The organism is Streptomyces sp. NPDC005281, from assembly GCF_040607495.1.
In the GTDB taxonomy this organism is placed as follows: Bacteria; Actinomycetota; Actinomycetes; order Streptomycetales; family Streptomycetaceae; genus Streptomyces.
Genome location: NZ_JBEXGX010000012.1, coordinates 178,494 through 199,357, shown reverse-complemented (window position 1 = coordinate 199,357; position 20,864 = coordinate 178,494). Strand labels below are relative to the sequence as shown.

Annotated in this window: 19 protein-coding genes and 2 tRNA genes; 15 read left to right on the top strand and 6 right to left on the bottom strand. The window is 70.3% G+C overall.

Translation table 11 applies throughout. From position 1 onward, the window contains the following. Positions 1 to 148 precede the first annotated feature (148 nt). The 3 genes from ABZV42_RS19100 (at position 149) to ABZV42_RS19090 (ending at position 1,201) form a co-directional block, all read left to right on the top strand. Positions 149 to 517 (top strand): WhiB family transcriptional regulator, encoded by a 369-nt coding sequence (locus ABZV42_RS19100; protein WP_355763875.1) that lies wholly within the window; start codon positions 149 to 151, stop codon positions 515 to 517. Further along, positions 514 to 837: a hypothetical protein gene (locus tag ABZV42_RS19095; protein WP_355985285.1), complete on the top strand. Its 324-nt coding sequence runs from the start codon at positions 514 to 516 to the stop codon at positions 835 to 837. Before ABZV42_RS19100 ends, ABZV42_RS19095 begins: the two co-directional genes overlap by 4 nt. A gap of 139 nt (positions 838 to 976) precedes the next feature. Beyond that, the gene (locus tag ABZV42_RS19090; protein ID WP_355985287.1) at positions 977 to 1,201 is read left to right on the top strand and encodes a hypothetical protein; all 225 of its coding nucleotides are present in this window, start codon (positions 977 to 979) and stop codon (positions 1,199 to 1,201) included. Positions 1,202 to 1,310: 109 nt separating this feature from the next. Here the strand turns inward: ABZV42_RS19090 and ABZV42_RS19085 are convergent, their stop codons facing one another. Continuing rightward, a complete protein-coding gene (locus ABZV42_RS19085) occupies positions 1,311 to 2,687 on the bottom strand; it encodes an AarF/UbiB family protein (RefSeq protein WP_355985289.1) in 1,377 nt (458 codons plus the stop codon). Further along, a complete protein-coding gene (locus ABZV42_RS19080; RefSeq protein ID WP_355985291.1) occupies positions 2,680 to 3,870 on the bottom strand; it encodes a ThiF family adenylyltransferase in 1,191 nt (396 codons plus the stop codon). The genes ABZV42_RS19085 and ABZV42_RS19080 overlap by 8 nt, the downstream gene beginning before the upstream one ends. Before the next feature lie 218 nt (positions 3,871 to 4,088). On the opposite strand from ABZV42_RS19080, the gene ABZV42_RS19075 reads away from it, so the two are divergent. From ABZV42_RS19075 to ABZV42_RS19060, 4 genes are all read left to right on the top strand, one after another. After that, positions 4,089 to 4,685: a M48 family metallopeptidase gene (locus tag ABZV42_RS19075; protein ID WP_355985293.1), complete on the top strand. Its 597-nt coding sequence runs from the start codon at positions 4,089 to 4,091 to the stop codon at positions 4,683 to 4,685. A 125-nt stretch (positions 4,686 to 4,810) separates the two neighbouring features. Further along, entirely contained in the window at positions 4,811 to 6,481 is a 1,671-nt protein-coding gene (locus ABZV42_RS19070; protein ID WP_355985295.1) for a TerD family protein, read from the top strand. Between the two features lie 11 nt (positions 6,482 to 6,492). Further along, entirely contained in the window at positions 6,493 to 7,173 is a 681-nt protein-coding gene (locus ABZV42_RS19065; RefSeq protein WP_355985297.1) for an AIM24 family protein, read from the top strand. Between the two features lie 16 nt (positions 7,174 to 7,189). Next, positions 7,190 to 7,945 carry an AIM24 family protein gene (locus ABZV42_RS19060; protein ID WP_355985299.1) on the top strand — a complete coding sequence of 252 codons (756 nt, stop codon included), beginning with the start codon at positions 7,190 to 7,192 and terminating at the stop codon, positions 7,943 to 7,945. 116 nt (positions 7,946 to 8,061) lie between these two features. Here ABZV42_RS19060 and ABZV42_RS19055 read toward each other — a convergent pair whose 3' ends face one another. Together ABZV42_RS19055 and ABZV42_RS19050 are read right to left on the bottom strand one after the other, a co-directional pair. After that, positions 8,062 to 8,583, bottom strand: coding sequence for an NUDIX hydrolase (locus tag ABZV42_RS19055; RefSeq protein ID WP_355985301.1), 522 nt, complete (start codon positions 8,581 to 8,583; stop codon positions 8,062 to 8,064). Beyond that, on the bottom strand, positions 8,580 to 10,019 hold the full coding sequence (locus ABZV42_RS19050) for a zinc-dependent metalloprotease (RefSeq protein WP_356052792.1): 1,440 nt from the start codon (positions 10,017 to 10,019) through the stop codon (positions 8,580 to 8,582). The genes ABZV42_RS19055 and ABZV42_RS19050 overlap by 4 nt, the downstream gene beginning before the upstream one ends. Positions 10,020 to 10,209: 190 nt before the next feature. On the opposite strand from ABZV42_RS19050, the gene ABZV42_RS19045 reads away from it, so the two are divergent. The 4 genes from ABZV42_RS19045 (at position 10,210) to ABZV42_RS19030 (ending at position 13,706) form a co-directional block, all read left to right on the top strand. Next, the gene (locus ABZV42_RS19045; protein WP_037620811.1) at positions 10,210 to 11,325 is read left to right on the top strand and encodes an SDR family oxidoreductase; all 1,116 of its coding nucleotides are present in this window, start codon (positions 10,210 to 10,212) and stop codon (positions 11,323 to 11,325) included. Between the two features lie 248 nt (positions 11,326 to 11,573). Further along, on the top strand, positions 11,574 to 12,035 hold the full coding sequence (locus tag ABZV42_RS19040; protein ID WP_355985306.1) for a molybdenum cofactor biosynthesis protein MoaE: 462 nt from the start codon (positions 11,574 to 11,576) through the stop codon (positions 12,033 to 12,035). A 180-nt stretch (positions 12,036 to 12,215) separates the two neighbouring features. Further along, positions 12,216 to 12,401, top strand: coding sequence for a hypothetical protein (locus ABZV42_RS19035; RefSeq protein WP_339131356.1), 186 nt, complete (start codon positions 12,216 to 12,218; stop codon positions 12,399 to 12,401). A 207-nt stretch (positions 12,402 to 12,608) separates the two neighbouring features. Next, positions 12,609 to 13,706, top strand: coding sequence for a PDZ domain-containing protein (locus tag ABZV42_RS19030; protein ID WP_356052790.1), 1,098 nt, complete (start codon positions 12,609 to 12,611; stop codon positions 13,704 to 13,706). 72 nt (positions 13,707 to 13,778) lie between these two features. On the opposite strand, the gene ABZV42_RS19025 is transcribed toward ABZV42_RS19030, so the two are convergent. Further along, positions 13,779 to 14,321: a PPA1309 family protein gene (locus ABZV42_RS19025; protein ID WP_355985311.1), complete on the bottom strand. Its 543-nt coding sequence runs from the start codon at positions 14,319 to 14,321 to the stop codon at positions 13,779 to 13,781. A 164-nt stretch (positions 14,322 to 14,485) separates the two neighbouring features. Here ABZV42_RS19025 and ABZV42_RS19020 point away from each other — a divergent pair, with 164 nt between their 5' ends. From ABZV42_RS19020 to ABZV42_RS19005, 4 genes are all read left to right on the top strand, one after another. Then, complete coding sequence (locus ABZV42_RS19020) at positions 14,486 to 17,470, top strand: UPF0182 family protein (RefSeq protein WP_355985391.1); 2,985 nt, start codon at positions 14,486 to 14,488, stop codon at positions 17,468 to 17,470. A gap of 64 nt (positions 17,471 to 17,534) precedes the next feature. Next, a tRNA-Met gene (locus ABZV42_RS19015) sits at positions 17,535 to 17,608 on the top strand. A gap of 226 nt (positions 17,609 to 17,834) precedes the next feature. Next, on the top strand, positions 17,835 to 19,685 hold the full coding sequence (locus ABZV42_RS19010) for a tetratricopeptide repeat protein (RefSeq protein WP_355985313.1): 1,851 nt from the start codon (positions 17,835 to 17,837) through the stop codon (positions 19,683 to 19,685). A gap of 358 nt (positions 19,686 to 20,043) precedes the next feature. Next, positions 20,044 to 20,117 (top strand) — tRNA-Met (locus tag ABZV42_RS19005). Between the two features lie 226 nt (positions 20,118 to 20,343). On the opposite strand, the gene ABZV42_RS19000 is transcribed toward ABZV42_RS19005, so the two are convergent. After that, on the bottom strand, positions 20,344 to 20,766 hold the full coding sequence (locus tag ABZV42_RS19000; protein WP_355985315.1) for a Fur family transcriptional regulator: 423 nt from the start codon (positions 20,764 to 20,766) through the stop codon (positions 20,344 to 20,346). Positions 20,767 to 20,864 lie beyond the last annotated feature (98 nt).

The window sequence follows — 20,864 nt, the reverse complement described above, 5'->3', positions numbered from 1 at the left end:
CGCGGAACCCCACCCGGGATCCGCGGCCCTTCTGTTTGTCCCCGACCGGGGACGCCAGAGCGAAGGGGCCTCGGGAAAAGAAAAGAACCCGGTACCAGCCGCCAACCGGCCGACCCAGGCCGGCACGACCAGACGAGGAAGACGAACCGTGCAACTCGAAGCGCACGCCCCGTCCGTACCGCCTTCCGAAACGATCTCCCCGCCCGGCCTCACGGAGGACTCCACCTTGATCCCCCTCACCGCGCTCACCGCGCTCGACGACGCCATCGAGAACCTCGGCGTACCCGTCCCCTGCCGTTCCTACGACCCGGAGGTCTTCTTCGCCGAGTCGCCGGCCGATGTCGAGTACGCCAAGTCTCTCTGCCGCACCTGCCCGCTGATGGAGGCCTGCCTCGCCGGCGCCAAGGAGCGGCGTGAGCCCTGGGGCGTCTGGGGTGGCGAGCTCTTCGTCCAGGGTGTCGTCGTAGCCCGCAAGCGGCCGCGTGGCCGCCCGCGCAAGAACCCGGTTGCGGCATGAACATCCGAGGAACGATCGACCGCCCCCTGACGCACGACCCCAAGAAGCAGGCCCCGATGAAGCCGTCCACGAGCGAGCCCGCGGGCTCCGCGACCACAGACTTCGCCACCACCGGCGCGACCGACTCGCGTCAGAACAGGACCCGAGAGATGCAACTCATCCCAGAAGCCCTGGCTCGTGCGCATATGCACGAGCGACTGCACCAGGCGGAGCGGGAACGTCAGGCCGTGCGCCTGGCGACCGCTCGCCGCATGCAGCGCAGGGCCGAGCGCGCCTCGATGCGAGCTCGGCGCGCGCTGGCCATGGCGGTCATGCAGTAATCGACGTACATCGTCGTAGCAGCCGTTGCAGTCGCAGCACTGACAGGCATTGACCCTGGCGGGGGCCGGTCCGAACGGACCGGTCCCCGCGGTGCGTTGTACCGCGCGAACAGCCGGAAGCGGCGATATCGTCGCCAGGGTGACGAGTCTTCCCGAAGACAGTGACAGCACCGGCCCCGCGGCCGAGTCCGACGCGGACGAAGCCGAGAAGATCGTGTGCGCCCGCTGCGGCACCACGGCACCCGGCCCCCGGCCGACATGGACCTGTTCCGTCGAGAACGGCGCCCGCCAGTACTTCTGCGACAACTGTGCCCGCGACAACCTCAGAGCGATCGAGGGCCGTCTCGACTCGGCGTGGTGGTAGCCAGGCCCGCCGAAGCCCCTGCCGCCCCTCTCCAACCCCCGCCGCACCGGCCGGGCACTGTCCGCGCCGGCCCGGTCCCCGCCGCGCCGGCACGGTCGGTGACGCCGGCTCAAGCCTCGGCGGCCGACACCTCTTCGTCCAGTTCCCCGTCCTCCAGCTCCTCCTCCGACACGAACCCCGGCAGCCACTCCTCCAGTTCGTCACGCAGACGGACCGTCGCGCCGAGCTGGCACAGGACACCTATGGTGCTGAGCGTCACCCGGTGTATGAGGAGGTAGGAGGGCGGCAGGTTCAACTGCCTGCCCAACTGGTGGGCGGGGGAACGCGGATCGGCGATGCGGGCGGCCTGACTGCGCATCCAGGTGCGGGTGAAGGTGAACTCGTCCACCTCGGCCGGTTCGATGATCGGCAGCAGATAGTCGAGGACCGCGTCGGGTTCGAGGTCTATCGACTCCTTGACGAAGCCTTCCTCGCAGAGCAGTTCGTAGACCGACTCGGCGTCACCGTCCAGCGTCATGCGGAGGGAGTCGCCGATCGGCTGGGGCAGGCCGCCGGGGAGCCGGTCCACCGTGCCGAAGTCCAGGACACCCAGACGCCAGCCGCTCTTCTCGTCCGGCAGCAGACGGAAGTTGCCCGGATGCGGATCGGCGTGCAGCAGGCCGGTGCGGGCGGGGCCCGAGAACAGGAAGCGGGCCAGCAACTGGCCGGCACGGTCCCGCTGCTCGCGTGTGCCGGCGCTGATCACCTCCGACAGAGGCACCCCGTCCATCCACTCCGTCACCAGGACCTGCTCGCACTGGTGGACCACCGCGGGCACCAGCACGTCCGGGTCGTCAGCGAACTCCTCGGCGTGCGCCGCCTGGGCCTGCGCCTCCAGGCCGTAGTCGAGCTCCTCGGAGACCCGGTCGCGTAGCTCCGAGATGAGCGGCTTAATGTCCATTCCGGGGATCAGGGGCCCCAGGAGCCGGGCGAAACGGCTGAGTTGGGTCAGGTCGGACAGAAGAGCCTCGCCCGCGCCCGGATACTGCACCTTGACGGCGACCTCACGCCCGTCGTGCCACACCGCCCGGTGCACCTGGCCGATCGAGGCCGCCGCCGACGGCTTGTCCTCGAACTCCACGAACAGCTCGGCCCAGTCCGCGCCGAGCCGTTCCTCCAGCACGGAGTGAACCGTGCGCGTCGGCATGGGAGGCGCCGCGTCCTGGAGTTTCGTCAGCGCCGCCCGGTAGGGGCCCGCGATCTCCTCAGGCAGTGCCGACTCGAACACGGACAGTGCCTGCCCGAACTTCATCGCACCGCCTTTCAGCTCCCCGAGGACCTTGAAGAGCTGCTCGGCCGTGCGCTGCTGGAGTTCCCGGCCCACGATCTCAGCCGACTTTCCGCCGATCCGCTTCCCGAGCCCCCAGGTCGCCCGCCCGGCGAAGCCGAGTGGCAGCGCGGCCAGTTTGGCAGTCCGGGTGACTGCCTTCCGGGGAAGATCAGACATGCGCCCTCCAGGTCCCAGCAAGCTGTGCCGCGTGCGGCTGTCGCCCTGCCATTGTCTCGTGTGCTTCGCCGTCCTCGGGAGTCCGCTCGCCATTTGTTTTCCTGGCGGTGCCGCAGGAGCAGGCGGGATGCGCCCCGACCGGTGTCGCCCGCCACTCGCATCCGGGCAGTGACGCCTCCCAGCGGGTCCCCGCGCCGACGGGCGGATCTCCGTCGAGGAAGGCGAGCGCGTGGCTGGTGGCGAGTCCGGCGACCGCCGCGGCCAGGGCGAGATCGCAGGCGCCCACCCGGCGCTGCCGCCCGGAGCGCCACTGCGCGACGAGGCGCGGCCAGGCCGGATCGATGTCCGTGCGCCGCTGGTCCAGACAGCCCGCGCAGCCGGTCTCGCCCGGCAGGACCAGGGGACCCACGACTCCGGTCGCCTCGACGACCCCCGCGTACAGATGGGGAGTCCCCGAGGCGATCAGGCCCTCGGCGGACAGGGGGTCGGGCGCGTGGACGGCGAGACCGTCCCGGGGAGCGAAGATCACCAGGGACAGCCCGCGCGTCCCTTCCCTCTCCGGCTCCCCCGGGGTGGCTCGTGGCGGACGGTCCGGGGCGGCCCGGCGCACCGCCCGCCGGGCGGCGTCCTCCCGGCGCTCGCCGATGGACTCGACGGGGAGCCCGCCCGGCGCCACGTCCCACGGCTCGACTCGGCCGAGGTCGCGCACCTCTACCTCGCCCACGCCGGCGCCCGCGAGCAGCGCGGCCACAAGAGCTCCCACCCGGCCGGCGCCCCGCACCCGCACGCGAAGGCGGCGCCGGGCAGCCAGCCGTTCGGCGGCCCCGCCCGGCTCGCGGGCGACGAGGGAGAGGGAGGCGAGATCCGGGCGCAGCCGGTCCATGGCCTCCTTCCTCTCGCGCAGGGCGTCCGCGGCCGGGCCGCCTCCGGTCGTGTCGTCCAGGAGGCCGGACCCGGCCAGCCGGTCCACCAGTCCGTCGACATGGCCGTCGGGCAGCCCCATCTCCCGCCCCTGCTCGCGCAGCAGCGGCATCCCGCGTGTCCCGTCGAGCAGTTCGAGAAAGCTGCCTGTCGCCGTGTCCATCGGGCCCAGCACCATCGCGTGCGCCGGTGTCATTCCGAACTGCACGGTGTTGAGATCCCGCCAGCCGCGCCGCAGAGCGGGCTTCACGATCGGATGCATGACCTACCCCCGTAGAGCTGTCCATACGTCACCGTATGTCCGCGGTGCACTCCCGCAGCGCGGACCGGATGCCAGCATGCCCGTGCCTGCCGGACCCCGCTGAAAGTTGTCCACAGATGGCACCGTTCGTCGTACGAATCAGACGGGCAGAGTGCGGATCGGCATCGAACCGTCCCCGGGGCGGGACTTCCCCCACGTGCAGAAGGTAACGTCAGGGCGTGCCCGCCGACCCACCGCACAGCGCCGCCGCATCACAGCGCAGCACGACGCGCCCGCCGCCGAGCGGTTCGGGGGCGAGCGCGATCGAGGTCCGCAGGAGTGCCCGACGGCGCAGAACGGTCTCCGCGTACCGCGAGGGCGACCGTACCGTCGTCCTCATCCCCGCCCGGATGTCCGAGGCGGAGGAGAAGCGCTGGGTGACCGTCATGCTCGACAAACTGGCCGCCCAGGAAAGCCGGCGGGTGCTCGGCGACACCGAGCTCGCCGAACGCGCCGAGCGGCTGTCGGCCCACTACTTCGACGGCCGGGCGCGGCCCTCGTCGGTGCGCTGGGTGACCAACCAGAACACCCGCTGGGGCTCCTGCACCCCCGCCGAGGGCAGCATCCGTCTGTCGCACCGGTTGCAGGGCATGCCCGAGTACGTCGTCGACTACGTCCTCCTCCACGAGCTCGCCCACCTGCTCGTACCGGGTCACGGGCCCCGCTTCTGGCGGCTCCTGGAGGCCTATCCGCGTACCGAGCGCGCCCGCGGCTATCTCGAAGGCGTCGTCGCCGCGGACCGGCTGCCCCACCCTCCGGCGACGCGCGACGAGTAGGCGCCGGCTCGTCCCGCCGGGAGTGTGATTGTGTACCGGGTCTGCACCGGCTTCGTCCACTTCCGGACTTTGCCGTTAGCCTGACGCGACGCACTCGCATTCCGGATGGGGGACGGTCGTTACGCATGGCCAGGGAATTCCAACGCGGCCACAAGGCCAAGATCAGTGACCTCACCGCGGGCACAGATCTGTACGTAGGTGTGCAGATCACCGGCCCCGGACTCACCTTCGACATCAGCTGCTTCGGCCTGGACGCCGACGAACGGCTGGCGGACGACCGGTACTTCGTCTTCTTCAACCAGCCGAAGTCTCCTGAGGAGTCCATTCAGCTGCTCGGTACCCAGTCGGGTGACACGGAGTCCTTCCGCGTCACCCTCGACCGGATTCCGGCGCAGATCCAGAAGCTGTCATTCACGGCGACGATCGACGGCGCCGGCCAGATGTCGCAGATCGCCCCCGGATACCTCCGCGTCGTCGCGGGCGGCGAGGAGGTGGCCCGGTACGCGTTCAGCGGTGCCGAGTTCTCCACCGAACGCGCCGTGATGCTGGGCGATTTCTACCTCAAGGACGTCTGGCGCTTCGCCGCGGTGGGACAGGGCTTCGACGGCGGCCTCGACGCGCTGCTGAAGAACTTCGGCGGCGAGGTCGCCGACGAGGCGCCTGCCGCCCCGCAGCCCGGCGCCACGCCGTCCTTCGGCCCGCCCGCGCAGGCAACCGCCGCGCCCACGTTCGGCGCGCCGTCGGCGCCCGCCCCGGCGCCCGCGCAGGGTTTCGCGCCGCCCCCCGGTGCCACCCCGCACGCTCCGATGCCCGCTCCCTCGGTGCACGGCGCCCCGACGATCGTGGCGCAGCTGTACACCCCTCCGGGCGGTGCTGTCCCGCCGCCGGGACCCGCGCCCTACGGGCAGCCGCCCGGTCCGCCGCCGGGATACGGCCAGCAGCCGCCCGGCCAGCCGGCGCACCTGCCGCCCGGTTACGGCCAGCAGGCACCGGCCGCTCCTCCCGGATACGGCCAGCAGCCCCCGACGGCGCCCCCCGGCTACGGCCAGATCCCGGGCCAGGCACCCGGGCAGTACCCGGGTCAGCCCGGCGCCCCCTCCCCGTACGGCGCGCCCCAGGGAACTCCGCAGGTCGGGGCCGGTGTGTCTGCGGCTCTGGGGGCCTTCAAGGAGACGCCCACCGGCCAGCGGTGGACTCCGCAGAACAAGAAGCTCATCCGGGTCGATCTCGGCATCGGCGGTCAGCCCGTGCTGGCACGCCAGGGCAGCATGGTGCTCTACCAGGGCAAGGTCGACTTCAGCTACAAGGGCGCCGGGTTCGCGGGCCGCCTCGTAGGGAGCGCGACGGGCCAGGAGATGCAGCTGATGCGCTGCACCGGCCAGGGCCAGGTGTTCTTCGCCGAGAACGCCACCCATGTGCACCCCATCGAGCTCCAGGGGGACGCGATCTGCGTCTCCGCGGAGAACGTCCTCGCCTTCGACGAGTCCCTCCAGTACGAGGTCCGCCGGATCGAGGGGCACGGCATCCCCGGGGGCGCGCTGTTCACGATGCAGTTCCAGGGGACGGGCACCATCGTCGTCAAGACGCACGGCGCCCCTGTCGTCCTGCCGGTGACCCCCACGACGTTCGCCGACTGCAACGCCGTCGTCGCCTGGTCCGCCGCCGCGCAGGTGATCGTCTCCAGCCAGGTGAGGATGCGCCGGAACGCCTACGCCGGTGACACCGGCGAGAGCGTGAACCTCCAGTTCCGTGCCGCGCCAGGCAGTTTCGTCGTCGTCCAGCCGTACGAGGTCTGAGGGAGCCCGTCATGAACCAGCCACTCGCGGGCTTCGCCCCTGCACCTGTCACCGCGCGCATGGAGAACCACGGCAATCACATGCTGAAGGTCGCCATGCAGACCGGAAACGACCTCCTCGCGCGCGTGGGGTCGATGGTCGCCTACGAAGGGTTCGTCCAGTACGAGCCCAACCCGCCCGCCGTACGCCAGATCGCCCGCGACTGGATGACCGGCGAGGGGGCGTCCCTCATGAAGTGCTCCGGAGACGGCCTGCTCTACCTGGCCGACTACGGGGCCAACGTCGTCGTCATCAACCTCAACGGGGACGCGATCTCCGTCAACGCGACCAATCTGCTCGCCTTCGACGCCCACCTCACCTGGGGTGTCGAGCGCGTGAAGGGGCTCGCCAAGTTCGCCGGGCAGGGTCTGTGGAACACCAAGATCTCCGGTCAGGGCTGGGTCGCGCTGACCTCCCGGGGTACACCGATCGTCGTCGACTGCGGCGGCGGTGAGGACGAGACGTACGTCGACCCGGACGCGCTCGTCGCCTGGTCCCCGAACCTCAAGGTGAAGGGCAAGCGCAGCTTCAAGGCGCAGTCGCTGATCGGACGCGGCAGCGGTGAGGCCTTCCAGATGGCGTTCTCCGGACAGGGCATCGTCGTCGTCCAGCCCAGCGAGGACAGCACCGACCGCCTCCGAGTCCGGGGCTGAGGGGGAGCAGGACATCATGCAGAGCCCGCTTTTCGGCTACAACGAACAGCAGACCCAGGACCGCTACAGCCTGCAGAACTCGCAGATGCTGCGCGTCGTCCTGGAGGGTCACGACGACATCCTCGCCCGCAAGGGCACCATGGTCGCGTACCAGGGTCTCGTCGAGTTCGACGCCGAGTACCAGAACAGCAGCCAGCACCGGGCGCGTGCGTACACCGGTGAGGGCCTCGACCTGATGCGCTGCCACGGGCAGGGCACGGTCTACCTGGCCAACCTCGGCCAGCACGTGCACGTCCTCGACGTCGACCAGGACGGTCTGACCGTCGACAGCGCCTATGTGCTGGCGATGGACTCCGGACTGCATCACGAGGTCATCGCCGTGGACAGCCAGTACGGCATCTCCGGCTCGGGCAAGTACCAGCTCAACATCACGGGGCGCGGCAAGGTGGCGCTGGTGACCTCCGGGTCGCCACTGATGATGCAGGTCACCCCGGACCGGTACGTCAACTGCGACGCCGACGCGATCGTCGCGTGGTCCACCGGTCTGCGCGTGCAGATGCAGGCCCAGACCCACTCCTCGGGAGTGTGGCGTCGCCGCGGCAACACCGGTGAGGGCTGGGAACTCAGCTTCATGGGCACCGGCTATGTGCTCGTGCAGCCGAGTGAACTGCTGCCGCCGCAGAACGCGGTGATCGGCCAGGGGCTGCGCGCCCAGTACGGCATGGGCCAGCAGGGCGTGCACGCGCAGAACCAGGGCAACGCCTGGAGCTGACGGCAGCCCGTCCGGGAAGCGACGGGCCGGCGAGCGGAGGTAAGGGGCGACCGTCAATGACGATTGCCCCTTACCTCCGCTCGCTCGTGTGCGCCGCTGCTGGCTTCCGGCGCCGGTCACAGCCGGGCGCAGGCCGCCTCCAGGAGTCGTACGACCGAATCGTCGGCCACCCCGGCGACCTCGTCGTACCCGAACCAGCGCAGGTCCAGGGACTCGTCGCTGATGGCCTCGACGGCGTCGGCCGGGGCGAGGGCCGCGTACTGGACGTCCAGATGCCAGTGGCACGGCGCCGGGATGGCGTGCCGGTCCAGCGTCACCGGGCCGCCGGGCAGCAGGGTCAGACCTTCGATGCCCGACTCCTCGGCCGCCTCGCGCAGGGCGGCCCCGGCCAGGGTCGAGTCGCCCGGCTCGCAGTGCCCGCCCATCTGGAGCCACATCTGGAGCTTGCGGTGCAGCGTCAGCAGCACCCGCCCGCGTGACGGGTCGATCACCAGGGCGCTCGCCGTGAGGTGCCCGGCGTGGCAGGCCTTCCACATTCCGTCCGGGTGCTCGGACAGGTGGTCCAGATAGGCCTGGCGCAGTTCTTCCTGGCCCTCGTAGCTCTTCAGTACGAGGACCGCGTCGTCGTACAGGCTCACTCCGTGCCGTCGCCCTTGCCGGAGTCCTCGGAGCCGTCGGTGTCGCCGTCCTTCTTCAGGTTCGGCTTCTCGGCGGTGCCGCTCGCGGCCTCGCCGAGCATCTTGTCGAGCTCGGAGAAGTCCATGTGCTCGCGGTGCACGAAGCCGTCCGGGTCGTCCAGGTCGGACGCCGTCGGCAGCATGTCCGGGTGGGCCCACAGACCGTCCCGGCCGTCCACACCGCGCGCGTCGGTGAGCGAGGCCCACAGGCGCGAGGCGTCGCGCAGCCGGCGCGGGCGCAGCTCAAGGCCGATGAGCGTGGCGAACGTCTGTTCGGCGGGACCGCCCGTGGCGCGGCGGCGGCGCAGCGTCTCGCGCAGCGCGTCGGCCGACGTGAGCCGGGGCTTGGCGGCCGAGTGGACGACCGCGTCCACCCAGCCCTCGACCAGCGCGAGCGCCGTCTCCAGGCGGGCCAGCGCCGCCTTCTGCTCCGGCGTGTCCTCCGGCTGGAACATGCCCTGCTGGAGTGCCTGCTGGAGCTCCTCGGGGTTCTGCGGGTCGAACTGCCCGACCACGTCCTCCAGCTTGGCGGTGTCGACCTTGATCCCGCGCGCGTATCCCTCGACAGCGCCGAACAGGTGAGAGCGCAGCCACGGCACGTGCGCGAACAGGCGCTGGTGGGCGGCCTCGCGCAGGGCGAGATAGAGCCGCACCTCCTCCTGGGGGACGCTCAGGTCCTTGCCGAACGACTCGATGTTCAGCGGCAGCAGCGCGGCCTTGCCGACCGGGCCGAGCGGCAGACCGATGTCGGTCGACCCGACGACCTCGCCCGCGAGCACGCCGACGGCCTGGCCGATCTGCGTACCGAACATGGCGCCGCCCATGGAGCGCATCATGCCGATCAGCGGGCCCGCCATGGCCTGCATCTCCTCGGGCAGCACATCGCCCATGGCCGCGCCGACCCGCTCGGCGACCGGGTCGACGAGCTCCTTCCACACGGGCAGGGTCGCCTCGACCCATTCCGCGCGGCTCCAGGCCAGCGCGGAGGCGGCTCCGGACGGCAGGGACGTCGCGTCGTCGAGCCACAGATCGGCCAGCCGGACGGCCTCCTCGACCGCGAGCCGCTCGGCCTGGCCGACGCTCGCGTCCTTGGTGCCGTCAGAGGTGCCCTGGGCGACCGTCTGCCGGGCGATCTGCTTGGCCATGTCCCAGTTCACCGGTCCGCCCTCGTACGAGAGCATCTGCCCCAGCTGCTGGAACGCGGCGCCCAGGTCGTTGGGGTTCATCGAACCGAACATGGCTGCGAGCGGATTGTCGGCTCCGGGACCGCCGGCTCCGGGCGGCCCGAAACCGAACGGTCCCTGGCCACCGCCGTCCTGCTGGTCCTTCTTCTTGCCCTCGTCGCCGTTGTCCGGCTCCTCCGGCGGAAGGCCGAATCCGAATGGGGTGTCACTCACGGGATTCCTCGGCTGGTAAGGCCGCCGGTTCGTTCCGACGGCGGCTGCCCACAACACCACCCAGCGTAGACACCTGAACCCGATCGGGCCTCGGTGCTTCGCCGACTCGTCGCCTGCGGCAGGATGGATGCCACCTGGTAGGGGCGCGTCACACGTGCCCGTTACTGAAGACAACCGCTGGAGACGCCCGGTGAGTTCCCCAGATCCGCAGGTTCGCGCAGCGCGAAACCACTCAACCAGCCCAGCCTCGCGCGGCCCCGTCGTCGCGGTGACCGGCGCCGCGGGCGGTGTGGGGGCGCTGCTCACCGAGCGGCTGGCCGCCAGCGAGGAGATCAGGCAGGTCGTCGCCATCGACGAGCGGCGCGGCGAGTGCGCCGACGCCCAGTGGCACATCCTGGACGTCCGGGACCCGGCCATCGCCGAGAAGCTGCGCGGGGCGGACGTCGTGGTCCATCTGGCGCTCGACCTCGATCTGGAGACGGACGCGGCGGCCCGGACCGCCTACAACGTCCGGGGGACGCAGACCGTGCTCACGGCCGCCGCGGCGGCCGGGGTCCACCGGGTCGTGCTGTGCACGTCGGCGATGGTCTACGGAGCGTTGCCCGACAACGAACTGCCGCTGTCCGAGGACGCCGAACTGCGGGCGACAGCCGAGGCGACGGGCGTCGGCGACCTGCTGGAGATCGAGCGGCTCGCGCGCCGCGCGCCGCGGGCGCACCCCGGGCTGAATGTGACCGTCGTACGGCCCGCGGTACTCGTCGGTGGCGGTACGGACACCGCGCTGACCAGGTACTTCGAGTCTCCCCGGCTGCTCGTGGTGGCGGGGTCGAGGCCCGCCTGGCAGTTCTGCCACGTCGAGGACCTGTGCGCGGCGCTGGAGTACGCGGTCGTCGAGAAGGTCGAGGGCGAGCTGGCCGTCGGGTGCGACGGGTGGCTGGAGCAGGAGGAGGTGGAGGAGCTGAGCGGGATCCGGCGGATGGAGCTGCCGTCCGCGGTCGCGCTGGGTGCCGCCGCCCGGCTTCACCGGATCGGGCTCACTCCCTCGCCCGCCGGGGACCTCGCCTACACGATGTACCCCTGGGTGGTGAGCGGGAGCCGGCTGCACGATGCGGGATGGCGGCCGCGCTGGACCAACGAAGAGGTTCTGGCGGAGCTGCTGGAGGAGGTCGCGGGGCGGCACACGGTGGCCGGCCGGCGGCTGGGCCGCAAGGACGCGACCGCGGCGGGCGCGGCGGGCGCGACGGTGGCGCTGCTGGGCGCGGCGGCGGTGGTCCGCCGGGCCCGGAAGGCCCGGCGCAGATTCTGACCCCGGGCCCGCGCCGCGCCGTGGCGTGAGCCCCACAGCGCGACACAACCCCACGACCTCACGGCTCTACGACCTCAGGACCTCACGGCCCCACGACCTCACAGCCTCACGACTCTACGGCGCCCCCGGCCCCCGACACGGCTCAACGGCACGCAGGACTGTTCTGGAGGAGGTTCCAAGCCGTACGCGCGCGTGCCGGGTGAAAGCCGTATTCCACGGGGTCGGCGGCGTGCGGCACGATGGGAGGCATGGCACCTACCTATGACCACCCCGGTGAGCGGGCCGCGCAGGATCCGATCCGGCTGCTCGCGATCCGCGACGAACCGCTCTCCCTGGACGAGGTCTTCAAGGCGGTGGGGGACGACGCCGCCGGGGGGACCGCGCTGTTCGTGGGAACCGTGCGGAATCACGACGCGGGCGCCGACGTCGACGAGCTCGGGTACTCGTCCCACCCCACCGCCGAGGCGGAGATGCGCCGTGTCGCCGAGAAGGTGGCCGCCGCCTATCCGGTACGGGCTCTGGCCGCCGTTCACCGGGTCGGTGACCTGCGTGTCGGGGACCTGGCCGTGATCGTCGCCGTCTCGTGCCCGCACCGCGGCGAGGCCTTCGAGGCCTGCCGCATGCTGATCGACGATCTCAAGCACGAGGTGCCGATCTGGAAGCACCAGAGGTTCTCCGACGGCTCCCAGGAGTGGGTCGGCGCCTGCTGAGACCGGCCGGATCTCCTCCCTCCCGAGGCTTACCGGGGGCTGACCGACTTCTCACCCTCGTCCGGTTGCGTAACCGGGGCCCTGCCGTGAGCGTTGACAGTGCGGATGGTTAATCTGCTGAACAGTGCGGATGTTAAATCTGCTGATCAGTCAGGTCGCTCATGGGGATGGGAGGTCGACATGGCGGCGCTTGCCTGGTTGCTGATTCCGCTGATGGCCGCGATCGGTGCCAGTCTGTGGGGCGGTTGGGCCGGCCGGAATCGCAAGGCCGCGGGAGACGGTGTCGAGCTCGCGGGATACACGCGCTTCCGTGAGGCCATGGAGCGGACCGACGTGCGGGAGAAGTCCCACTCCGACGCCGTCTGAGGTCCGGGGTCCGTCCCCCTCACGCCCGCGCTATGCGCCCGGGCGTTCGACGGACCGCTTCCGGCCTCCGGTCGGCCCGCAGCCGTGTGGAACGCTTCGGATCACCGCCCGGAACACGGCATTCGTGCCGTTCGGGCGGGCTCCGGACCCTCCACGTACGGACGGCCCCGACGGTGCGCATACATCACTGTCCCGTACTGTCGTTCCATGCCACGCCGCACCGCGACGATGCTCGCCTCCACTCTGATCCTGATCGCGCTCCTGTGCGCGGGAGTGTTCATCAAAGTGCCGTACTCGGAGATGTCACCGGGTCCCACGGTGAACACACTGGGTGACCACGACGGTGAGCCGGTGCTGCAGATCTCGGGCCGCAAGACGTATCCGACGACCGGTCACCTGAACATGACCACGGTGCGGGTCACGAGCGCCGACTACAACATGAACCTCGTCGAGGCCGTGTACGGATGGCTGGCGCACGACAGCAAGATCGTGCCGCACGACACGCTCTACCCGGGTGGCAAGACCGAGCAGCAGTCGACGCAGGAGAACGCCGAGGAGTTCAGCCAGTCCCAGGAGAGCGCCAAGGTGTCCGCCATGAAGGCGCTGGGCATCCCCGTGAAGTCCTGGGTGATCGTCTCCACCGTCGTCAAGGGTTCGCCCTCCGAGGGCCGGCTGCACGCCGGTGACGTCATCAAGGCCGTCGACGGTACGACCGTGAAGGCCCCGGACGACGTCGCGAAACTCGTCACCAAGCACAAGCCCGGCGAGAAGGTCGTGTTCAGGATCGTGCCCGCCAAGGAGCAGGCCGCCGCCGTGAAGGAGCACACGACGGCGACCGCGACCAAGGACGTGACGATCACCACGGCCAAGTCGGACGACGGCGGTACCAACCGCGCCATCGTCGGGATCTCGGCCGGGACGGACCACACGTTCCCGTTCACCATCGACATCAAGCTCGCCGACGTCGGCGGCCCGAGCGCGGGTCTGATGTTCTCGCTCGGCATCGTGGACAAGCTGACTCCGGGGAACCTCACCGGAGGCAAGTTCGTGGCCGGCACCGGCACCATCGACGACGACGGCAAGGTCGGCCCCATCGGCGGCATCGACATGAAGACGGTCGGCGCGCGCAACAAGGGCGCCCAGTACTTCCTGACGCCGAAGGACAACTGCGCCGAGGCCGCCAAGGACACCCCCGACGGGCTGAAGCTCGTCAAGGTCGGCACCCTCGGCGACGCGATGAAGGCTCTCAAGGACATCGACGCGGGCCGCACCGCCGATCTGCCCAAGTGCACTGCCAAGGGCTGACGGACACCGCCCGTCCGTGACCGGGGGCGCCCCGCGAACCGCGGAGCGCCCCCGGTCCCGTCCGTGCGCCGATCAGTCCGCGAACGTCGCCGACAGCGCCTCGGCGAGGCCCGGAACGAGGCCCGCGCCCGTGAGCACCTCCGTCGGCGCGTCCTTCTCGCGCAGCCGCACTGCCGAGTCGCGGGTGCCGTCACGCAGCACACCGACCGTCATGCGGACCTCTTGGCGGTCCGGATGCGCGGCGACCCACTGGGTCAGCTTCTTGCCGCTCAGACCCTCCGGGACGGACGCCTCCGCCGACGGCGGCAGCATCAGCCGCTCGACGGTGAGCGCGCAGCCGACGACGGCGTCCGGCCAGGCGATGGTGCCGAGGAACTCGTCCAGCGGCTTGCCGACAGGGATCTCCTCCTGCTCGACGGGGGTGAGACCGGTGGTCTCCTGGGCGTTCTCCAGGTTGAGCTGAGCGGCGAGACCGGGTTCCTGGGTCCGCAGCCGTGCGGTGTCTACGAGGGCGAAGAGGCGGGCGGGCTGGTCCCAGCCGAGGCCGGAGGCGTACTCGTCGATTTCGAGTACGGCCCGGGTCAGGGGGCTCGCTGCCATGGGAGTGTTGGACATGGTCACAATCCTGCCTCGTTCGTGACCTGAATCGGGAACCGAGTAAAGCGTGAGTAAGTTGCATAGATGAGGCTCCTCGATCACGGAGCCTTGCTGACGGTCCACCGACACGGGGGCCCGACGGAATCGACAGCGACTTCGAGGTGCGCACCTTGGCTTTCCAGATGCCGGATCGTGGCGGAGGCCCGACGGGGCCACGGATCAGAGTGGGCCGGCCGTCCCGGCGCGTCAGGACCCTGCTCATGACACTGGGCGTACTGGCCGTACTGGCCATGGCCTTCGTCATGTTCGCGGGGTTCTGGACGGACTGGCTCTGGTACCGCTCGGTCCACTACTCGTCGGTCTTCACCACCACACTGTGGACCAAGATCGGGCTCTTCTTCGTCTTCGGTCTGCTGATGGCGGCCGCGGTGGGCTTCAACATCTGGCTGGCGCACCGGCTGCGTCCGCCGCTGAGCGCCATGTCGATGGAGCAGCAGAGCCTCGACCGGTACCGCATGGGCATCGCGCCCTACAAGCGCTGGCTGCTGCTCGCGATCACGTCCCTGGTGGGTCTGATCGCCGGCGCCTCCGCGTCGGGCCAGTGGCGCACATGGCTGATGTGGGTGAACGGAGTCCCCTTCCATCAGACGGACCCCCAGTTCCACCTCGACGTCTCGTTCTACGCCTTCGACCTGCCCTGGTACCGCTTCCTGCTCGGCTTCGGCTTCGCCGCCGCCGTGCTCTCGCTGATCGCCGCCGCGCTCACGCACTACCTGTACGGCGGTCTGCGGATCACCAGCCCGGGAGCGCGTGCCACGGCCGCGGCCACCGGGCACCTCTCGGTGCTCCTCGGTGTCTTCGTCGCCCTGAAGGCGGTCGCCTACTGGCTCGACCGGTACGGACTCGCCGTGAAGTCCAGCGACTTCAAGGCGACCGGCAACTGGACGGGCCTGCGCTACGTCGACGCGAACGCGTATCTGCCCGCCAAGACGATCCTGTTCTGCATCGCCGTCATCTGCGCGCTGCTCTTCTTCGCGACGCTGTGGCGGCGGACCTGGCAGCTGCCCGTGATCGGCTTCGGCCTCATGGTGCTCTCGGCCGTCCTCATCGGCGGCCTGTACCCCGCGATAGTCCAGAAGTTCCAGGTCGAGCCCAACGAGCAGGCCAAGGAAGCGCCGTACGTCGAGAAGAACCTCAAGGCGACCCGCGAGGCGTACGGGATCGCCGGCACCGATGTGCAGGACTACCCGGGGGCGAGCGACACCAAGGACAAGTCCGAGCTCCGTGACGACGCCGACACCGTCGCGAGCATCCGGCTGATGGACCCGAACGTCGTGTCGCCGACCTTCCAGCAGCTCCAGCAGGTCCGGAACTACTACGGCTTCCCGTCGAACCTGGACGTCGACCGGTACAGCAAGGACGGCAAGGAGCAGGACACCGTCCTCGGTCTGCGCGAACTGAACCTCGCGGGCATCCCGAAGAACAACTGGATCAACGACCACTTCCGGTACACGCACGGATACGGCGTCGTCGCGGCCAAGGGCACCACGGCCGACAGCGAGGGCCGCCCGGTGTTCACCGAGTACAACCTGCCGTCCAAGGGCGACCTCGGCTCGTACAAGCAGCAGATCTACTACGGCGAGAAGACCACCCAGTACTCGATCGTCGGCGGTCCCCAGAAGGAGATCGACTACTCCGACGACACCGGTGAGAAGACCACCAGCTACAAGGGCAAGAGCGGTGTGAGCCTGGCGAGTCCGGTCAACCGGGCCGCGTACGCGGTGGCGTTCGGCGAGCCGCAGATCCTGTACTCGGGCGCCATCGGCGAGGGCTCGCGGATCCTGTACAACCGCACGCCCAAGGACCGGGTCGAGGCGGTGGCCCCCTGGCTGACCATCGACGGCGACGCCTACCCGGCGGTCGTCGACGGGAAGATCCAGTGGATCGTCGACGCGTACACCACCACCAACGGCTATCCGTACGCCTCGCGCACCACGCTCGGCGACACCACGGCGGACTCGCTGACGGCGGCCAACAACCAGCGCGCGGTGGTGGCCCAGCAGAACCAGGTCAACTACATCCGCAACTCGGTGAAGGCGACCGTCGACGCGTACACCGGCGCGGTCAAGCTGTACCAGTGGGACACCGAGGACCCGGTCCTGAAGACCTGGATGAAGGCGTTCCCGGACACGGTGCAGTCGCGGAAGTCGATCTCGCCCGAGCTGATGGCTCATCTGCGATACCCGCAGGACCTGTTCAAGGTCCAGCGCGAACTGCTCACCCGCTACCACGTGAAGGACGCCCAGACGTTCCTGAGCGGCAGCGAGGTGTGGCAGGTCCCGGACGACCCGACGAACAGGTCGGGCAGCGCGGTGCCGCCGTACTACCTGAGCATGAAGCTGCCGGGGGATTCGTCGCAGGCGTTCTCGCTGACGACGACGATGACACCCAACGGCCGTGACAACCTGAGCGCGTTCGTGTCGGTCAACGCCGAGGCGGGGACGCCCGGTTACGGGAAGATCAGCATTCTGAAGCTGCCGACCGGCAGAACGGTCGACGGACCCAAGCGTGTGCAGAGCCAGTTCAACTCCGAGCCGTCCATCGCCGAGTCCATCAGACTCCTCAGAGGCGGCGACTCGGAAGTCGAGTACGGCAACCTGCTGACCGTGCCGCTCGACGGCGGACTGCTCTACGTGGAGCCCGTCTACGTCCGTGGTGGCGATCTCAAGTACCCGCTGCTGCGCAAGGTGTTGGTGACCTACGGAGGCAGCACCGCCTTCGAGGACACGCTGGGCCAGGCGCTCAACAAGGTGTTCGGGGCCGAGAGTTCGACCCAGCCGCCGGACACAGGCACCACCAAGCCGCCGACGTCGAGCAATCCGACGGTCCAGGCCGCGCTCGACGACGCCCAGAAGGCCTTCGACCAAGGGCAGGAAGCCCTCAAGAAGGGCGACTGGAAGGCGTACGGCGAGGCACAGAAGAACCTCGAGGACGCGCTGAAGCGGGCCGAGGACGCGCAGGCCAAGGCGGACAAGACCACCGGCGGTTCCGGCGCGGACAAGACGGCCGGCAAGGGCGCCGACAAGAGTGGCGGTGCGGGCGCGAGCCCCAGCGCCGACCCGAGCAGTAGTCCGAGCAGCAGCCCGAGCAGTAGTCCGGGCAGCTAGAAGAGCCCTGGAAACGGCTGGTCAGAAGCCCACCCCGCGCCGTGATACGGTTGAGGAACAACAGCGCGGGGTGGAGCAGCTCGGTAGCTCGCTGGGCTCATAACCCAGAGGTCGCAGGTTCAAATCCTGTCCCCGCTACTGAAGTCGAAGGCCCGGATCCAGTTCATGGATCCGGGCCTTCGGCGTGTGACGCCACGCCGGGGTGCGTCGGTGACCTGGCGACTCGTGTGAAGTGCCGCGACATGCGAGGGGAGTTGGGCGATCTGTGTTTGACTTGTCTCTCTGTGGGCATGTCGACAAAACGCTGAAGTGACCTCACTGGCTGCGGTATACCAGGTGTACCCAGGTTGCAGGTGGTGCGACGATGGACGTTATGGGGGACAAGGCAACTCTGTTGGATACAGGGCGGTTTGCGCAGTCTGCCGACTTCGAGCAGCCTGCGGATCTCACGCAGTCCTCCGACCGGGACGAGACCGGCGAGGCTGCCGAGGAGGCGCGCCAGTGGTCGGCCGCACAGGCCGGCGACGTCGAGGCGATGAGCGTCCTCGGGGCCATGCTGCTGCGCCGCGGTGATCTCGACGCGGCGGAACCGCAGTTGCGCGCCGCCACCTCCGCCGGTGACCGTGCCGCCGCCAACAATCTGGGTGTCCTCCTCTACCAGCGCGGATACGCCGACGAAGCCGCCGGATGGTGGCGGATCGCCGCCGTGGCCGGAAGCGCCGCCGCCGCGCACGCGCTCGGCCGGCACCACCGTGAGCGCGGTGACGAGCCCGCCGCCGAGTACTGGCTGCGCCAGTCCGCCGAGCAGGGCCACCCCCTGGGTGCCTACGCGCTCGCCGATCTGCTGGAGCATCGTAGCGACGTGGGTGCCGAGCAGTGGATGCGGGCCGCCGCGGAGCGAGGGCACCGCGAGGCCGCGTACCGGCTGGCGCGCACGCTCGACCGCAAGGCCCTGGACTCGGGCGAGGCCGTGGGCGACAACGGTGTCATCGGCGCCGCCGGGCAGGCCGCCGAGCAGTGGTACCGGCAGGCCGCCGCGCGCGGGCACCGAAGGGCCGCGCTGCATCTCGGGGCGATCCTGGAGAAGCGCGGCGATCTCAAGGAGGCCGGGCGCTGGTATCTGACGTCCGCCAAGGACGGGGAGGCGCGCGCCGCGTGCGCCCTCGGGTTCCTGCTGCGCGACGCCGGGGACCCCGACAGCGCCGCCGTCTGGTGGCTGCGGGCCGCCCAGGACGGGGACGGGAACGCCGCCAACGCGCTGGGCGCGCTGCATGCCGAGCGGGGCGAGACCCAGACCGCGGAGCGGTGGTACCGGGCCGCGATGGACGCCGGCGACGTGAACGGCGCGTACAACCTCGGGCTGCTCTGTGCCGAGCAGGGACGGACCGCGCAGGCCGAGCAGTGGTACCGCAGGGCCGCGTACGCCGGTCACCGCGAGGCCGCCAACGCCCTGGCGATCCTGCTGCTCCAGGTCGGCGACGCGGCCGGAGCCGAGCCGTGGTTCTCCAAGGCCGCGGAGGCCGGGAGCGTGGACGCCGCGTTCAACCTCGGCATCCTGCACGCAGGACGCGCCACCGAGGGCGACGACGCCGCCGCGCTGCGGTGGTACGAGCGCGCGGCCGCCGCCGGGCACACGGAGGCGGCGCTTCAGGTGGGCATCGCGCGGCTGCGGGAGGGCGACGAGCCGGCGGCCGAGCGGCATCTGCGGTGCGCCGCGGGAGGGGGCAGCGCCGAGGCCGCGTACCGCCTCGCCGCCGTGCTCGACGCCCGGCGGCCCCCGGCGCCCGCGCATGAACTCGGGGAGCCGGCGCAGGAGAAGAGCGAGTGCGAGGAGTGGTACGAGCGGGCCGCGTCCCAGGGGCACCGGCGTGCGCAGGTACGGGTCGGGATGCTGGCCGCGGCGCGGGGCGACGTGGTGGAGGCGGCGCGTTGGTACCGCGAGGCCGCCGAGGCCGGGTCGCGCAACGGTGCCTTCAACCTCGGGCTGCTGCTGGCCCGCGAGGGGAGCGAGCCGGAGGCGGCGCTCTGGTGGACCCGCGCGGCCGACGCGGGCCACGGCCGGGCGGCGCTTCGGCTGGCGCTCGTGTACGCGCGGCGCGGGGAACTCGCGGAGGGCCAGGGGTGGGCCGACCGGGCCGTGTCGCTGGGGCCCGCGGAGGTCTCCGAGCGGGCAGCGCGACTGCGGGACGCCTTGCGGGAGGAACTGTCCGCGTGAGGGGCCGGCGGCGGGAGTGAGGCTGGGCAGGGGGCGGCCGGGTGACTTCTCGTCCGGGTCGGCCCCTGTGTGGGCTTGCCGGGGCTCGGGCCTGTACGGGGCACAGAGTCCAGTCCGGGACCGGCTCCGTTCGACGCACCGTCCGGGTAGGGGATGGTCGGACAGCGGGTGGTCGGACAGGGGGTGGCCCGGTGCCGTCACCGTTCGGGGGTCGCTTCCGGGGCCCTGTGCGGGCAGTCCTGCCGGGGGAACCGTGTCGCCGGACGGTCGGGCTCGAAGGGCTGCCGGGGCCGCATCGGGGCGTGTGGTCAATGGATTTGCGCGAGCCACCGTCTTGACGTACTGTTCAGTTCATCGACGCGGGGTGGAGCAGCTCGGTAGCTCGCTGGGCTCATAACCCAGAGGTCGCAGGTTCAAATCCTGTCCCCGCTACTGAAGGCCGAGGGCCGGAATCCGAAAGGGTTCCGGCCCTCGGTTCGTTTGCGGCCCCGACGCGGAAGCGTTGCAGCGAACGGTGAATCGTGAACGGCGAACAGGGAACGTCGAACGGCGTTCGTCTGCGGGCCGGTCGTCCCTGATCGCGGGAGAGCCCCGGCGCGCGCGGCGTGCCGGGGCTCTCGTGTCCGTTCATATGCGTTTCACGTGCGTTCGCGGGGCTCTACGCCGCCATGGCCGCGCAGTCCGGGCAGACGCCCCGGTAGGTCACTACGACGTCGGAGACGGCGAAACCGAAGCGCTCCGAGTCGGGGAGGTCGCCGAGCGGGTTGCCGACGGGGTGGACGTCGCGGATCGCCCCGCATCGGGCGCAGACCAGGTGGTGGTGCGGACGGTGCGCGTTCGGGTCGTAGCGCTTGGCGCGCTTGTCCGTGGCGACTTCCAGCACCTCGCCGAGCGAGACCAGCTCGCCCAGCGTGTTGTAGACCGTCGCCCGGGAGATCTCGGGCAGCTTGGCCACGGCGCGGGCGTGCACCTCGTCGGCCGTCAGATGGACGTGGTCGCCGTCGAGGACCTCGGCCACGACACGTCGCTGCGCGGTCATCCGCCATCCACGTCCGCGCAGTCGTTCCAACAGGTCACTCATACAGGTCAGCGTAACAGCAGGTGAACCAGATCCCGAATGGGTGTGATTTTAGATTGAACCTTGATTTGGACAAGATCCATCATGAATCGAGTCCGGCA